Origin of the sequence: Nocardioides sp. NPDC000445 (genome assembly GCF_040300245.1) — a bacterium.
Taxonomy (GTDB): Bacteria; Actinomycetota; Actinomycetes; order Propionibacteriales; family Nocardioidaceae; genus Nocardioides.
The window spans coordinates 29,815-42,550 of the sequence record NZ_JBEPDH010000016.1 but is presented as its reverse complement, the minus strand read 5'-3'; the positions used below and the strand labels follow the sequence as shown (position 1 = coordinate 42,550).

Annotated in this window: 13 protein-coding genes and 1 tRNA gene; 7 read left to right on the top strand and 7 right to left on the bottom strand. The window is 70.4% G+C overall.

Translation table 11 applies throughout. The features are described 5' to 3' along the window. Position 1 precedes the first annotated feature (1 nt). The gene (locus ABT304_RS20735) at positions 2 to 544 is read right to left on the bottom strand and encodes a hypothetical protein (RefSeq protein ID WP_350718038.1); all 543 of its coding nucleotides are present in this window, start codon (positions 542 to 544) and stop codon (positions 2 to 4) included. Next, a complete protein-coding gene (locus ABT304_RS20730) occupies positions 541 to 2,295 on the bottom strand; it encodes a histidinol-phosphatase (protein ID WP_350718036.1) in 1,755 nt (584 codons plus the stop codon). The genes ABT304_RS20735 and ABT304_RS20730 overlap by 4 nt, the downstream gene beginning before the upstream one ends. Before the next feature lie 226 nt (positions 2,296 to 2,521). Here ABT304_RS20730 and ABT304_RS20725 point away from each other — a divergent pair, with 226 nt between their 5' ends. After that, entirely contained in the window at positions 2,522 to 3,166 is a 645-nt protein-coding gene (locus ABT304_RS20725) for a DUF3159 domain-containing protein (RefSeq protein WP_350718234.1), read from the top strand. 4 nt (positions 3,167 to 3,170) lie between these two features. On the opposite strand, the gene ABT304_RS20720 is transcribed toward ABT304_RS20725, so the two are convergent. Beyond that, on the bottom strand, positions 3,171 to 4,040 hold the full coding sequence (locus ABT304_RS20720; RefSeq protein WP_350718034.1) for a LysR family transcriptional regulator: 870 nt from the start codon (positions 4,038 to 4,040) through the stop codon (positions 3,171 to 3,173). A 100-nt stretch (positions 4,041 to 4,140) separates the two neighbouring features. On the opposite strand from ABT304_RS20720, the gene ABT304_RS20715 reads away from it, so the two are divergent. Then, entirely contained in the window at positions 4,141 to 4,488 is a 348-nt protein-coding gene (locus ABT304_RS20715) for a nuclear transport factor 2 family protein (protein ID WP_350718032.1), read from the top strand. Here the strand turns inward: ABT304_RS20715 and ABT304_RS20710 are convergent. Continuing rightward, on the bottom strand, positions 4,485 to 5,294 hold the full coding sequence (locus ABT304_RS20710; protein ID WP_350718030.1) for an alpha/beta fold hydrolase: 810 nt from the start codon (positions 5,292 to 5,294) through the stop codon (positions 4,485 to 4,487). The two genes, ABT304_RS20715 and ABT304_RS20710, sit on opposite strands and share 4 nt — an antisense overlap. A 110-nt stretch (positions 5,295 to 5,404) precedes the next feature. On the opposite strand from ABT304_RS20710, the gene ABT304_RS20705 reads away from it, so the two are divergent. Both ABT304_RS20705 and ABT304_RS20700 read left to right on the top strand, forming a co-directional pair. Next, a tRNA-Val gene (locus ABT304_RS20705) sits at positions 5,405 to 5,479 on the top strand. Positions 5,480 to 5,702: 223 nt separating this feature from the next. Then, positions 5,703 to 6,452 carry an ATP-binding cassette domain-containing protein gene (locus tag ABT304_RS20700; protein WP_350718028.1) on the top strand — a complete coding sequence of 250 codons (750 nt, stop codon included), beginning with the start codon at positions 5,703 to 5,705 and terminating at the stop codon, positions 6,450 to 6,452. A 14-nt stretch (positions 6,453 to 6,466) separates the two neighbouring features. Here ABT304_RS20700 and ABT304_RS20695 read toward each other — a convergent pair whose 3' ends face one another. Next, a complete protein-coding gene (locus ABT304_RS20695; RefSeq protein ID WP_350718027.1) occupies positions 6,467 to 7,183 on the bottom strand; it encodes a hypothetical protein in 717 nt (238 codons plus the stop codon). Between the two features lie 106 nt (positions 7,184 to 7,289). On the opposite strand from ABT304_RS20695, the gene ABT304_RS20690 reads away from it, so the two are divergent. The 3 genes from ABT304_RS20690 (at position 7,290) to ABT304_RS20680 (ending at position 11,204) form a co-directional block, all read left to right on the top strand. Continuing rightward, entirely contained in the window at positions 7,290 to 8,084 is a 795-nt protein-coding gene (locus ABT304_RS20690) for an ABC transporter ATP-binding protein (RefSeq protein WP_350718025.1), read from the top strand. A 2-nt stretch (positions 8,085 to 8,086) separates the two neighbouring features. Next, positions 8,087 to 10,624 (top strand): ABC transporter permease, encoded by a 2,538-nt coding sequence (locus ABT304_RS20685; protein WP_350718232.1) that lies wholly within the window; start codon positions 8,087 to 8,089, stop codon positions 10,622 to 10,624. Positions 10,625 to 10,727: 103 nt separating this feature from the next. Next, positions 10,728 to 11,204, top strand: a complete 477-nt coding sequence (locus ABT304_RS20680; RefSeq protein ID WP_350718023.1) for an ArsI/CadI family heavy metal resistance metalloenzyme — start codon at positions 10,728 to 10,730, stop codon at positions 11,202 to 11,204. A 16-nt stretch (positions 11,205 to 11,220) separates the two neighbouring features. Here the strand turns inward: ABT304_RS20680 and ABT304_RS20675 are convergent, their stop codons facing one another. Continuing rightward, positions 11,221 to 11,508 carry a phosphopantetheine-binding protein gene (locus ABT304_RS20675; RefSeq protein ID WP_350718021.1) on the bottom strand — a complete coding sequence of 96 codons (288 nt, stop codon included), beginning with the start codon at positions 11,506 to 11,508 and terminating at the stop codon, positions 11,221 to 11,223. Then, positions 11,505 to 12,734, bottom strand: coding sequence for a dihydrolipoamide acetyltransferase family protein (locus ABT304_RS20670; protein ID WP_350718019.1), 1,230 nt, complete (start codon positions 12,732 to 12,734; stop codon positions 11,505 to 11,507). The genes ABT304_RS20675 and ABT304_RS20670 overlap by 4 nt, the downstream gene beginning before the upstream one ends. Between the last annotated feature and the right edge of the window lie 2 nt (positions 12,735 to 12,736).

Below are 12,736 nucleotides of genomic sequence, written 5' to 3'. Positions count from 1 at the left end.
CTCAGTGGTCCGAGCAGCAGGGGATCTGGTGGCGCATCTCGAACGGCACCAGACCGGTGGCGGAGCGCTGGACCAGGAGTATGCAGCGCCCCTCGCGCCACACCGGCCGCGCGAACCCGGTGAGATCGAGAGTGTCGCCGGGTTCCAGCGAGATTCCGGCCAGGCCCTCGACGGCGTCGACGACGCTGTCCGCCTCGACGGCGGCCACCGTGGTCACGGTCTCGATCGCGATGCGTCCCGGGTAGCGGGCCAGCCGCCCGGCGCTGCGCGCGGCGGCCTCGTCGATCGCGGGGGAGTCGGTGGTGACGTACGCCTCGGGGAGCCGGTCCGCGAGAAGCGCGGTCAGTCCCTCGACCGCCGGGCCGTCGGGCCAGTCCAGGACGGCGACGAGGCGGCCGGTCGGCTCGCGCACGACATGGGTGCTGATGACGTACGCATCCTCGGGCTGCCCCGCGCCGAGCACCTCGTCCAGGCGATGGACGAGGTGCTCGGCGGCGGCGAGGTCCCGGGCGTCGGCATCGACGGCCAGGCGTCGGGTGGTCATCGAGTCGGGACGACCCAGACCGGGTTGGTGTAGAACCACAGGTCGACCCACGGGTCGGCGTCGCCGACGACGTCGATGGCGGGACCGGCCGGGTCGATGCCGGCGCCGAGGTAGCCGGGCTGGGACCGGTTGGCGTCGGTGCCGCGGACACGTACGTAGAACGCCTCCTCGACACGACCGAGGTCGTAGCGCAGCTGGAAGGTGCCGGTGCGGCCCGAGGTGTCGGTCTGCTCGATCACCTTCGTGTCGGGCGCCTTCCAGGTGTCGCGGTCCGAGACGTACGTCGGGTCGACCGCGCCCCGGATCACGTCGACCCGGTTGAGGCTCGGGACGAACTGCGACCAGTTCGGGACGTCCTGGGCGGCGATGGTGACGACCAGCGAGATCCGGCTGCCCTTCTTCGCCTTCAGGGTGCCGCCGAGGCTCTCGGAGCCACCGTCGGAGGAGACGACGCGTACGTCGACCGACTTCACCAGCGCGCCGTGGTCGACCCAGACGCGGCCGTTGCGCAGGCCCTTCATGACCGCGCCGTAGCTGCGCTCGGAGGCGCCGACGTGGGTGCGGCTGTAGTAGCCCGGCCAGAAGTCACCGGCGGTGGTGTTCAGGGAGCCGGCGTAGACCGGGTCGCCGTAGCGGCCGTTGGCGTTGAAGGAGGCCGAGTCCGACCCGTCGGGGCGGCGCGAGGTGGTGCCCCAGTTGACGTGGGAGTCGGAGTTGGCACTGATCGACCACGGCTTGCCCTCGGCGAGCAGCGAGTCCCACAGGCCGCCGACGGTCGAGGTGAACCAGTCGAAGCCGCCCCAGGAGCGGTAGGACTCGGCGGGATAGCCGGGGAACGAGTTCGGGCCGGCGGAGTTGCCGTAGTAGCCGCGGGCGCTGCCCGGGCCGTAGCCGGCGGGCAGCCCTGCCGCCTGGTGGCCGGGCGCGCCCTCCCAGCCGATCGCGATCCGCGGGTCGGCGTCGCGCCAGGCACGCACCTCGTGCGGGCTGTCGATGCCGTTGCGGGCGGGGTGGTTGGCCAGGAAGAGCGCGTCCGCGACGCGGCGCTTGTCGACCTGCTTGCCGAGCCACTGGATGCCGGCGACGGCGAGCGCCTCGTTCTGCGGGGAGTTGCCGCTGGCGCCCTTGACGGAGCCGTCGTAGTCGTTCTCGAACTGCTTGAGCACCGCGACCTCGTTGGCGCCCGGCGCGACGAAGACGGTGCCGTGCTCGGCGGCCGGAATGTTCCACTCCAGACCCTGGAAGATCAGGGTGTCCTTGAGCACCTTGCGCGCGGCCACGATGTCGGGGTTGACCAGGTCGACGCCGAGCTTGGCGTGGGTCGCGCCGCCGTGGTCGGTGATGACCAGCCAGTCCAGGCCGTACGCGGCGCCGTGCTGTGCCTGGTCGATGACCCGGTACATCGCATCCGAGCTGTACTGGGTGTGGATGTGGTGGTCGCCGGCCAGCCAGTGCCGGATCGTGGCCCGGTTGCCGCTCTTCGCCGTGGCGGTCGTGGCGGTCTCGGCCATCGCCGGGGTCACCCCGGTCATGCCGGCCATCCCGGCGGTCACGGCGCCCGCGATGCCGGCGGCGCGGAGCAGGTTGCGCCGGGTCACCTCGGCGGGACGCAGATCGCTATCGGACGCGTCCGAGGAGGCGGCGAGGGTGATCTCGTCTACCTCGTGGGAGTGAGTGTGGTCGTGGCCGTGCGCGTGGGCGTGGTGGTGCCCCTCCGGCCCGTGCGAGTGGGGGTGGTGCTCGTGTGACACGTTGAATCCTCCGCTTGGATAGGGCGTCTCCCGCGTGCCCGAGCAGCGGCGCTCAGAGCAAAGCGGCGCCGGATGGCCGACGTACGTCCACCGGTTGCCCTCCCGGTGAAATTCTGCCGAGGCGTCACCCCGGTCGGCCGAGAAGTCACTCGCGTCGGCCGAGAGGTCACTGACGCAGACCGAGGCGTCACGGGCCCTTGCAAGTAAGGCTAGCCTTACTCCCGTGATGACCACCGACCGCCGCAACGAAGACGCCGAGACGCTCGCCGACCTCCTCGGAGGCGCGCGTGGTGCGATCGACGCCACCGTCCCGCCGGTCGCGTTCGCGGCCGGCTGGCTGGTCAGCGGAGAGCTGTGGATCGCGACCGTGGTGGCGCTCGTGGTGGCCGCGATCGTGGCCGTGTGGCAGTGGCGGAAGGGTCGGAAGCCGCGCGCGGTGCTGCTGGGCGTGGCCGGGGTCGCGGTCGCGGCGATGATCGCGCTGCGTACGGGCCGGGCGGAGGACTTCTTCGTGGTCCAGCTCGCCGCCAACGCGGCCAGCGCCCTGGTGTGGATGGTCAGCATCGCGTTCCGCTGGCCGCTGCTCGGCGTGGTCGTCGGCCTGGTGCTGCGCCAGCGCGGGGCCTGGCGGCGCGACCCCGACCTGCTGCGGGGCTATGCGCTGGCGAGCTGGGTCTGGGTGTGTCAGTACGTCATCCGGGTCGCCGTCTTCGGCCCGCTGTGGTGGTCGGGCGACGTGGTCGCCCTGGCGATCGCCCGGGTCGCGCTCAGCTGGCCGCTGGTCGCGCTGTGCCTGCTGGTGAGCTGGGTCGTCCTGCGGCGCTCGCTGCCCGAGGACCATCCCGGCCTGCGCCACCCGCAGGCCGCCTGAGCCCTCAGGTCAGGGCGCTGCGGAGCAGGTCGTAGAGCCGCCGGGTGGCGCGCTGCTGGTCACCGTCACGGACCACGAGCGCGAGCCCGGCGCGCACCTCCGCGTCGACGATCGGCGTCGCGACCAGGTCGGTCCCGGCCGCCATCGACTCGGCCAGCACGCAGACGCCCAGCCCGCGGGCGGTCAGTCCGAGCAGCGTCTCCGGGTTGGACCCGGACAGGTCGACCTTCGCCTCCACGCCCGCCCGCGCGCACGACTGCTCCAGTGCCGTACGGATGCCCGTGCCCGGCGGGATGCAGAGCACCGTCTCCTCGTGGAGGTCGGCGAGCCTCGGCCGGGCGCCGGCGAGGCGGTGGCCGGCCGGCGTGATCACGGCGAGCCGCTCGTCGCTGACGGACTCGGTGGCCAGCCCCTCGATGACGGGCCCCGCGTGGGAGATCAGGCCGAGGTCGAGCTCGCCGGCCAGCGTACGTCGCTGGAGGCGGTCGGAGGTGTCCTCGACGAGCTCGACGCTGACCCCGGGATGCTCCCGATGGAAGGCGGCGACGGCGTCGAGGAAGCCGGGGATCGTGCAGCCGGCGATCATCCCGAGGCGAACCTGGCCGTGGATCAGGTCGCTCAGCTCGTCGGCGCTCTGCCGCACCCCCTCGATCGCCCGGATCGCGTCGCGAGCGCGGGGGAGGAGCGTCTCGCCGGCGTGGGTGAGACGTACGTTGCGGGGACCCCGGACGAGCAGGTCATGGCCGAGCTCGCGCTCGAGCTTGGCCAGCTGGGCACTGATGCCCGACTGGCTGACGTGGAGGCGCTGCGCCGCGGCCGTGAACGAGCCGTGGTCGACGACGGCGACGAAGTAGCGGAGCTGTCCGATTTCCATCACCGTTGATGCTAGCAAGCAGCAGAACTATCTGTTTGAGTGTTCGCTGGAGCCGGGCCAGGCTGGGAGATGAGAGCCGAACCGACCTGAGGAGATCCCGATGAACGCATCCGCTGCCGAGCTCGCCGAGGCGTACTTCACCGCCTGGCAGGAGCGTGACTTCACCCGCCTGCGCGCGCTGCTGGCCGACGGCGTGAGCTTCGCCGGCCCGCTCGCCACGATCGAGGGTGCCGACGAGTGCGTCGCCGGACTGGAGGGCATGGCGAAGGTGCTCGACAGGATCGAGGTGAAGGAGCGGCTCGCCGACGGGCCGAGCGTGATCACCTGGTTCGACCTGCACACCACCGGCGCCGAACCCGCCCCCACCGCCAACTGGATGCGCGTCGAGGACGGGCTGATCACCGAGATCCGGGTCGCCTTCGACCCGCGCGGGATCCTCGCGGCCTAGGCGACCTGCTCGTCGCGCCGCTGGGTCCGGGCGGTCTCGCGGATGACCTCGGCCACCAGGTCGGGGTCGTCGTTCATCGGTACGTGGCCGCAGCCCGCCAGCCACCGGTGGGTCGCGTGCGGGAGACGCCGGGCGGCCACCTTCGCCTGGTAGGGGAGGAGCGTGAGGTCGCGCGAGGCCCAGGCGATGGTGGTCGGGACGTACGTCTGTGTCGGCCCCGGGTAGCTGTAGCGGTAGACACCGCCGAAGAAGGTCCTGATCCCCTCGCGCGAGGCGACCATGTTGGCGGTGTCGGCGGCGGCGACGGCCGGGTCGATCTGCCCCGGGCGAGCGAAGAAGCAGCCCATCGTGACCGCACGCGCCACCCGCGACCGCAGCAGCGACCCCGCCACCGGCGCCAGCGGCCGCGCGACCGCCTGGATCCCGGCGAACAGGCCCCTGACGTAGAGGTAGTCGAGGTCGTTCATCCAGAACCCGGCGGGGGAGAGTGCCGTCACCGACCGCGCGTGCCCGGCGTCGGCCATCTCCAGCGCGAGCAGCCCACCGAGGCTGTTGCCGGCGACGTGCGGCCGCTCGATCCCGAGCTCCTCTCGGAGCTCGTTCAGCTCGTGCGCCACCGCCTCCCGCACCGTACGCCCCGCCAGATCGAACGCCGGTGACTCACCGTGCCCCGGCAGATCGATCGTGATCACCTCGAACTCGTCGGCCAGCCGCTCCACGACTCCGCCCCACGCCTGCCTGCGATGCGCGATGCCATGGATCAGGAGCAGCGGCTCCCCGCTGCCGGTCCGTTCGTACGCGAGCATCTTCGCTCCTTCGTTGCGTCCACGTGTCCTGCCGATGGCCGGGAGCCTACGTCCCGGCATGGCCCGAATGTGGGTCCGGCGAGCGGATGCGCTAATGTTTCACCCGCAACGCGTGATTGGCGCAGTGGTAGCGCACTTCGTTCACACCGAAGGGGTCACTGGTTCGAACCCAGTATCACGCACCAGCTTGAAAAGGCCTTCTGAGCTGCAAGTTCGCAGATCAGAGGGCCTTTCGAGTTCTCTTCCGCAGCGGATCGCTTCCGACCGATCCAGGTTGGATACACGCGGGTCTGAGTATCGCGGTCGTGCGCCCGAGCGCTGAGGATCCTGCGGCAGCTCGCTGCGAGGTCCCTCCGCCGTGCTCTGCTTCGCCTGGAGCACATCGACAAGAGCTTCGGACCCGTCCACGTGCTCGACGACGTGAGCTTCGACGTGCGGGCCGGTGAGGTCTTGGCGCTCGCGGGTGGCAACGGCGCGGGGAAGTCCGTGCTGATCAAGTGCCTGTCCGGTCTGCACCAGCCCGACTCGGGCCGGATCATCTGGCAGGGCAAGGAGGTGCACCTCCGCACCCCCAGTGATGCGTCAGCGCTCGGGATCGCGACCGTCTATCAGGACCTCGCGATGTGCGACAACCTCGATGTCGTCCAGAACATGTTCCTGGGCCGGGAGCGAAGGCACCGCTGGACGGTCGACGACGAGAAGATGGAGCTGGCTGCCCGCGCCACCCTCCGCGACCTGGGAGTGACCAGCCTGCGCTCGGTCGGGCAGAAGGTCGCCGCACTCTCTGGAGGGCAACGTCAGTCGGTGGCCATCGCCAAGGCTGTGCTGTGGCACTCCGAGCTCGTGATCATGGATGAACCGACCGCTGCGCTGGGGGTCGTGCAGACGGAGGTCGTGCTGCAGCTGATCCGTACTCTCGCGGACAAGGGGTTGGCGGTCATCGTGATCTCCCACAACATGATCGTGATCTCCCACAACATGAACGACGTCTTCAGGGTCGTCGACAGGATCGCGGTGCTCTATCTGGGACGACTGGCCGGCGTCAGGTCGGTCTCGGAGCTGAGCCGGATGGCCGTCATCGATCTGATGGCGACCGGTCGCTCGGACCGGCTGGGCTCCGGCGGACAGGTCGCCGCCGAACTGAGCGGCGGGTCCTGAGTCTGGTCCCGTCGTCACGACGGGTTGCGAAGATGAGAGGACGCCGCCAGCCGCCATAGCGCGACGGCGACCCAGGCGAGCCAGACGAACAGCAGCAGCCCGTACGTCGCGTAGCCCCAGCCGAGGACCGGTCGAAGGACCTCCGCCGCGATCCCGACCACTCCGGTCGCGACGCCCAGCCAGGCCAGCGGTTTCGGGAACGTGCCTCGCAGCATCAGCAGCGACACCAGCAACAGCCCCACGGTCTGCAGCACCCCGATGACAGCGGGTACGCCATTGAGTGCATCCAGGATCTCGGCGCCGGCGACGAACGGGGCCTGCTCGCTCTCGGTTGCCGCCTCGGCGTACCTGTCGCTGAGCACCACCATCGCCAGTGAGCCGTCTCCGGTCGTCGGCCACGCGAACGACACCGCCCAGCTCATCACGGCGATCACGGCGGCGACGGCCGCCAAGCCTTGGCCGTGGCGGCGAACTGCGACCGCCAGGGCCAGGAAGACCACCATCAGGAACAGGCTGGGGGTGAGCCAGAGCAGCTGTCGGAGGATGTAGCTCGCCCGGTGGGCGTCGACGTACTCGAGCATGGCGCGGCCGCCCGATTCCGGTGGGGCGGGGGTGAGAGTGAAGAGCGCGAGCGCGGCTACATAGAGGACCACCGCCACGCCCGCCGACACCGCTCCGGCCCGATAGAGCGCGCACCAGGACTGCTCGGATGCGTTGTGCGAGGGCCTCATCCCTCCACTGTGCGTCCGGTGAGGCGGCTCTGGAGGGGCCCAGAGTCCCGAGGGAACGGGCCCGAAGCCCCTGAGCCCCTCGTCGTCAGCGCTTCAGGCTGGAGGCATGGCCGCGCAGCGAACCCAGCAGACCGCCCCTCCGTCCACCGGGGAGGGGGCTCCCACCTCTGGTGTGACGCTGGCGGCCGCAAGCGCGCGACATGCCAGCAAGATCTTCGGAACGGGCGACACGTCGGTGACCGCCCTCGACGACGTGACGCTCGAGCTCCCGCTGGGTCGGTTCACCGCGATCATGGGCCCCTCGGGTTCGGGCAAGTCGACGCTGATGCACTGCCTGGCCGGCCTCGACACGCTCACATCCGGCCAGGTGCTCATCGGCGAGACCGACCTCGCCACGCTCTCTGACCGGGAACGGACGATCCTGCGCCGCGACCGGCTCGGCTTCGTCTTCCAGTCCTTCAACCTGCTTCCCACCCTGACCGCCGAGGAGAACATCACGCTGCCTGCCGACCTGGCCGGCCGGGCGCCGGACCGCGCCTGGTTCGACACCGTGGTCGCCAAGCTGAACCTCGAGGACCGGCTGAGGCACCGGCCCTCCGAGCTGTCCGGCGGCGAGCAGCAGCGGGTCGCCGTCGGGCGAGCCCTGATCTCGATGCCCGACGTCGTCTTCGCCGACGAGCCCACCGGCGCGCTGGACTCGAAGGCCGGCACCGAGCTGCTCCGGTTCCTTCGCTCGATCGTCGACGACCTCGGTCAGACCGTGGTGATGGTGACCCACGACCCCGGCGCGGCAGCGTACGCCGACCGGGTGGTGTTCCTCGTCGACGGCGCCATCGTCGACGAGCTGGTCGAACCGACGAGAGAGCGTGTCCTGGAGATCATGGGACGGCTGGGCGAGTGACGATGCTGAAGCTCTCGCTCCGCAACCTGGTGGTCAACAAGGTACGTCTGCTCCTCACGATCGCGGCGGTGACCGTCGGCGTCACCCTCGTCTCCGGTACGTTCGTGCTCTCCGACACGATGACGAAGGCGTTCGGCGAGCTCTACTCGGGTCTGACCTCCGGCACCGACGTCGTGGTGACCTCGGAAGCCGCGTACGAGGCCGACATCACCGCGACCGGCGGGCAGTTGCGTCCGCTCGACGAGGGCATCGTCGAGACGGTCCGTGACGTGCCGGGTGTCGAGGTGGCGGAGGGTTCCGCCTTCGGGTTCGCGCTGATCCTGGACAAGGATGGCGAGGCGATCCAGCCTGGCGGTGCCCCCACGATCGGCACGAGCATCACCACCGACCGCCGCCTCGACGGCGCGGCCACGTTTCGGCAGGGCCGTGCACCGTCCGGCCCGCGGGAGATGGCGCTCGACGCGCGCACCGCGAAGAAGGCGGGCTTCCGGCTCGGCGACCCGGTCGACGTCCTGCTCCAGGACGGACGGCAGACGTTCATGCTGGTCGGGGTCATCGGCTTCGGCGAGACCGACAGCCTGCTGGGTGCAACCCTGGCGGGCTTCGACCTGCCTACGGCCCAGAAGGTGCTGGGCAAGGTGGGCGTCGTCGACGAGGTCGACGTCCGCGCCGAGGAGGGCGTGGACCCCCGAGAGCTGCGCGATCGCATCGCGGAGGTACTCCCGGAGGGGGTCGAGGCGCTGAGCGGCGAGCAGGTGGCGGCCGACGGCACAGCGGCCGTGCGCGACTCGATGGGCCTCTTCACCACCGTCCTGCTCGTGTTCGCCGGAGTCTCGGTGCTGGTCGGCTCCTTCGTCATCTGGAACATCTTCAACGTGCTGGTCGCCCAACGGAGGCGCGAGGTCGCGCTGATGCGCGCGGTGGGGGCGACCCGTCGGCAGGTGCTGACCGGCGTGCTCGTCGAGGCAGGTGTGATCGGGCTGGTGTCCGGTGGCATCGGTCTCCTGCTCGGCTTCGGGCTCGCCGCCGGCATCAGGTCGCTGCTCGGGCTGGCCGGCGTCGAGATGCCGACCACCTCACTGTCCGTCGAGGTCAGAACGGTCGTGGCAGCCTTGTCGGTCGGGCTGCTGGTGACGATGGTCGCCGCCATCGCACCTGCGTGGACCGCAACGCGCGTGGCGCCCATGGAGGCGCTGCGTAACGCCGTGCCGGCCGGCGGAACCGTCGGCCGCGGCCGGCGCACCGTCGCCGGATGGGTCCTGACCGGCGCCGGAATCGCGGCGCTGGTCGTATGCGCCGTGGCCGGCAACCTGCGGTGGGCGACGCTGTTCGCCACCGTCACGACGTTTGCCGGCCTGGTCGTGGCCGGGCCATCCCTCGCGCGGGGGATGGCGCGGCTGGCCGACCACGGCAGGCGCGGCGGTGGCTGGCGGATGGCCGCCCGCAACATCGCCCGCGACTCGCGACGAGCTGCGACGACCGCGCTGGCCCTCACCATGGGCTTGGCGGTCGTCGCGGCGGTCGCGGTCACCGCGTCCTCGTTGAAGGACTCGGTCTCGGACGCCGTGAGCGGAGGCAACCGGTCGGACCTGATCCTCGCGTCCACCGGGGCCGGCCCGGGGATCAGCCCCTCGGTGGCTGATCTGTTGCGAGCCCGCGACGACGTGGCTGACGTCGTCGAGCTGCGCACGACGGCGGCCCAGGTGAACGGCAACAGCTCCCTGGTCACGGCGGTGGACACCGTCGGGCTCGAGCGGGTGGTTGACCTGGGCATCGAGAGCGGGAGTCTGGACGCACTCGGACCGGGCAGCATGCTGGTCAGCACCACCGCGGCCGACGACCTCGGGTTACGGGTGGGTGATGCCGTCACGGTGACGTTCCCCGAGACCGGGGACAAGTCGATGCGGGTGGCCGGTACGTTCGGCAAGGGCAGCCTGATCAATGCCTCCTACCTGATGACGTTGCCCGACTTCGCGGCCAACGTGACGTCGAGGCTCGACGGTGCCATCTTGATGAACAGCGCATCCGGTGCTGATCCGGGTGCCGCCAAGGCAACGATCGAGGCTGCGTTGGCCGACTACCCCAACGTCACGGTCAACGACCCGGAGGACATCACGCAGCAGGCGCAGGACTCCGTCGACCAGCTGCTCGGCATCGTCACCGCGCTGCTGCTCCTGGCAGTGGTCGTCGCCATCCTCGGCATCATCAACACCCTGGTGCTCTCCGTCGTGGAGCGCACCCGCGAGCTCGGCCTCCTCCGGGCGGTCGGCGGCACCCGCCGGCAGGTGCGGACCCTCGTGCGCCGCGAGTCGGTGCTGATGGCACTGCTCGGCGCACTCACCGGCATCGCCCTCGGCACGGTATCCGGCGTCGCCTTGAGCCGAGCCCTCCTCGACGAGGGCATCACCACCGTCGATGTGCCGGTCGTGACGCTGGCGGTCTACCTGGTCATCGCTGCCGCAGTGGGTGTCCTGGCGGCGATCGGACCCGCCCGACGAGCCAGCAAGGTCGACGTCTTGACAGCCATCAAGGCCGAGTGAGCACAGAGACGGGTCGTTCTTTGCCTTAGCCATATTGACAGTTGTCGATATGAGGAGCAGGATCTCATATCGACAACCATCGATATCTTATTCAGGAGGAGCCATGTCCCGCATCCAGCTCGCGCTCAACGTCGACGATCTCGAGGAGTCGGTCGCGTTCTACTCGACCCTGTTCGGCGTCGAGCCGGCCAAGACCAAGCCCGGCTATGCCAACTTCGCGGTCGCCGAGCCGCCCCTCAAGCTGGTCCTCGTCGAGAACACCGGCCGGGGCGGCACCATCAACCACCTCGGTGTCGAGGTGGCCGACACCGACGCGGTCGACGCCGAGCAGAACCGCCTGCACGCCGCCGGGTTCGCCTCGGTCGAGGAGCGCGCCACTACCTGCTGCTACGCCAAGCAGGACAAGTTCTGGGTCGAGAACGCCCCGAACGGGGAGCGGTGGGAGGTCTACACCGTGCTCGCCGACAGCGACACCTTCAGCGCAGCGGAGGCTGTTGGTGGCGACGAGGTCGGCGGTTCGACGTGCTGCGGTTCGTCCGCGGAGACGGGCTCTGAGCCGGCCGTGGCTGCCTGCTGCTGACTGGGTCCTGCCGCGGCTAATCCTCGGGGGCGTTGCGGTTGGCTCCGCGCGCAGTCAGGAACGCGATGGCGCGTGCCATCGTCGTGAGATCGGCGTAGTCGGACTCGTCGATGCGGATCCCGGTGGCGCCGCTGAGCAGCTCGACGAACGAGAGGAAGTCGAGCGAGTCGAGCTCCAGCTCGTCGCGGATCCGAGCGTCGTCAGCCAGGGTGTCGAGGTCCGCATCGGGCACGATCCGCCTGATCGCGGCAGCGATCGCGGCCCGGGCGGCGTCGGGAGAGATGGTGGTGGCGTCGTGGGTCATAGCTCCTCCGGATGTTGCAGCCGTTGCTCGATGTCGGCGAGGAAGCGGGCGCCGGTGAAGCCATCGGTGGCGCGGTGGTCGCCCGCGAGAGTGATCGTCGTGACCGGACGTACGCCGATCAGGCCGTCCACCGCCCACGGCCGTTCCACGACGCGACCGAAGCCGACCAGCGCCACCTGCGGCGGATAGATGACCCCGTACACCGTCTCCACGCCCTGTTCGCCGAGGTTGGTCACGGTGATGGTCGAGTCGCTGAGCTCACTGCCGCGCAGGCGGCCGGTGCGGGCGCGAGCCACGAGGTCCCGCATCCCCGCCATCAGTTCCTCGATGGAGAGGTCGGCCGCGTCGTGCAGCGCGGGGGCGATCAGGCCCCCGCTGCGGAGGGAGATTGCGATGCCCAGGTGCACCGGTCCTCCGGGGCTGAAGCCGCCGTCGGTCCAGAAGCCGTTCATCGCCGGTGTCGCCTGCGCGGCGAGGGCGGTCGCCTTCAGCATCAGCGCGGCCGGCACCAACCGGTGGCTGACGTCGAGGGCACGGTTGCGCTCGTGCAGCCAGTCCAGCGCGGGCGTCAGATCGACAGTGGTCGAGAGGTAGTAGTGGGGGATCTCCCGTTTCGAGCGGCTCATCAGGTGGGCAATCGCCGTGCGCATCGCTTCCGCCTTTGACGGCTGCTGCGCCGGGCGCGCCTCCTCGTGAACCGGCTCCGGCGGAGCCGGCGAGGGTGCTGCGGGCTGGGGTGGTGCAGGCTGCGGTGCTGCGGCGGCGCGTACGTCCTTGGCGCGGATCGGCGCGCCGTCCGCCGTCGTCACGGCTCGGAGGTCGACGCCCAGCTCCGCGGCCAGGCGTCGTGCCAACGGCGTGACGCGCACGGACTCAGGTCGCTCGGCGACGACCTCCGCGAGGGGGGCCTCGGCGATCCCTGGGGCGGCAGGTGGTGCTTCGGCGGCGACCGGTGGCGCGACGGGTTTCTCGGGAGCCGGCGCTGCGGAGACCCCGTCTCCGAGGACCGCCAGGACCTGCCCGACGGGGACCGTCGTGCCCGGCTCGACGAGCAGCTGCTGGACGACGCCTTCGACGAAGGACTCCACCTCGATGTTGGCCTTGGACGTGTCGACCACGGCGACGACGTCGCCCTTGTGGACGGTGTCACCGGGTTTGACCAGCCACTCCTGGAGCGTGCCCTCGTCCATGTCGGCTCCGAGCGAAGGCATGGTGAAGTCGGCCATGG

Bases quoted from the DNA above. Each gene is read 5' to 3' on its own strand.
- ABT304_RS20735 (WP_350718038.1), bottom strand. From the start codon at position 544: ATGACCACCCGACGCCTGGCCGTCGATGCCGACGCCCGGGACCTCGCC.
- ABT304_RS20725 (WP_350718234.1), top strand. From the start codon at position 2,522: ATGACCACCGACCGCCGCAACGAAGACGCCGAGACGCTCGCCGACCTC.
- ABT304_RS20720 (WP_350718034.1), bottom strand. From the start codon at position 4,040: ATGGAAATCGGACAGCTCCGCTACTTCGTCGCCGTCGTCGACCACGGC.
- ABT304_RS20715 (WP_350718032.1), top strand. From the start codon at position 4,141: ATGAACGCATCCGCTGCCGAGCTCGCCGAGGCGTACTTCACCGCCTGG.
- ABT304_RS20710 (WP_350718030.1), bottom strand. From the start codon at position 5,294: ATGCTCGCGTACGAACGGACCGGCAGCGGGGAGCCGCTGCTCCTGATC.
- ABT304_RS20695 (WP_350718027.1), bottom strand. From the start codon at position 7,183: ATGAGGCCCTCGCACAACGCATCCGAGCAGTCCTGGTGCGCGCTCTAT.
- ABT304_RS20690 (WP_350718025.1), top strand. From the start codon at position 7,290: ATGGCCGCGCAGCGAACCCAGCAGACCGCCCCTCCGTCCACCGGGGAG.
- ABT304_RS20685 (WP_350718232.1), top strand. From the start codon at position 8,087: ATGCTGAAGCTCTCGCTCCGCAACCTGGTGGTCAACAAGGTACGTCTG.
- ABT304_RS20680 (WP_350718023.1), top strand. From the start codon at position 10,728: ATGTCCCGCATCCAGCTCGCGCTCAACGTCGACGATCTCGAGGAGTCG.
- ABT304_RS20675 (WP_350718021.1), bottom strand. From the start codon at position 11,508: ATGACCCACGACGCCACCACCATCTCTCCCGACGCCGCCCGGGCCGCG.
- ABT304_RS20670 (WP_350718019.1), bottom strand. From the start codon at position 12,734: ATGGCCGACTTCACCATGCCTTCGCTCGGAGCCGACATGGACGAGGGC.